This is a genomic window from Virgibacillus sp. M23 (genome assembly GCF_034190895.1).
Taxonomy (GTDB): domain Bacteria; phylum Bacillota; class Bacilli; order Bacillales; family Amphibacillaceae; genus Virgibacillus; species Virgibacillus salarius.
On the sequence record NZ_JAWDHA010000200.1, the window covers coordinates 1 to 509 of the forward strand.

The window sequence follows — 509 nt, forward strand, 5'->3', positions numbered from 1 at the left end:
TTAACGTGGCGATTGGCGGCGGTATGGGAATGACGCATGGCGACACAGCCACATATCCGCAATTAGCCAAGGTCATCGGATTCTGCCGGCCCGATCAAATGTATGACGTTGCTGAAAAAACGATTACGATTCAGCGTGATTACGGAAACCGTTCTGTTCGCAAAAATGCGCGGTTCAAATACACAGTTGACCGCCTCGGTTTAGATACCGTAAAAGAAGAATTGGAAAACCGTCTCGGCTGGAGCCTGGAAGCAGCGAAGCCATATCATTTCGATCATAACGGCGACCGCTACGGCTGGGTGGAAGGCATCGAGGATAAATGGCATTTCACGCTGTTTGTCGAAGGCGGCCGTATAACGGATTACGATGATTATAAGCTGATGACAGGCTTACGGGAAATCGCCAAAGTTCATACAGGCGAGTTCCGTCTGACAGCCAATCAAAACCTGATTATCGCAAACGTTTCAAGCGAGAAAAAAGATGAAATCAGTGCGTTAATCGAGCAATAC

Annotated in this window: 1 pseudogene; it reads left to right on the plus strand. The window is 48.1% G+C overall.

Annotated elements, in window-relative coordinates:
• Positions 1–509, plus strand: a pseudogene (locus RVS70_RS22030) (sulfite reductase); the annotation flags it as partial.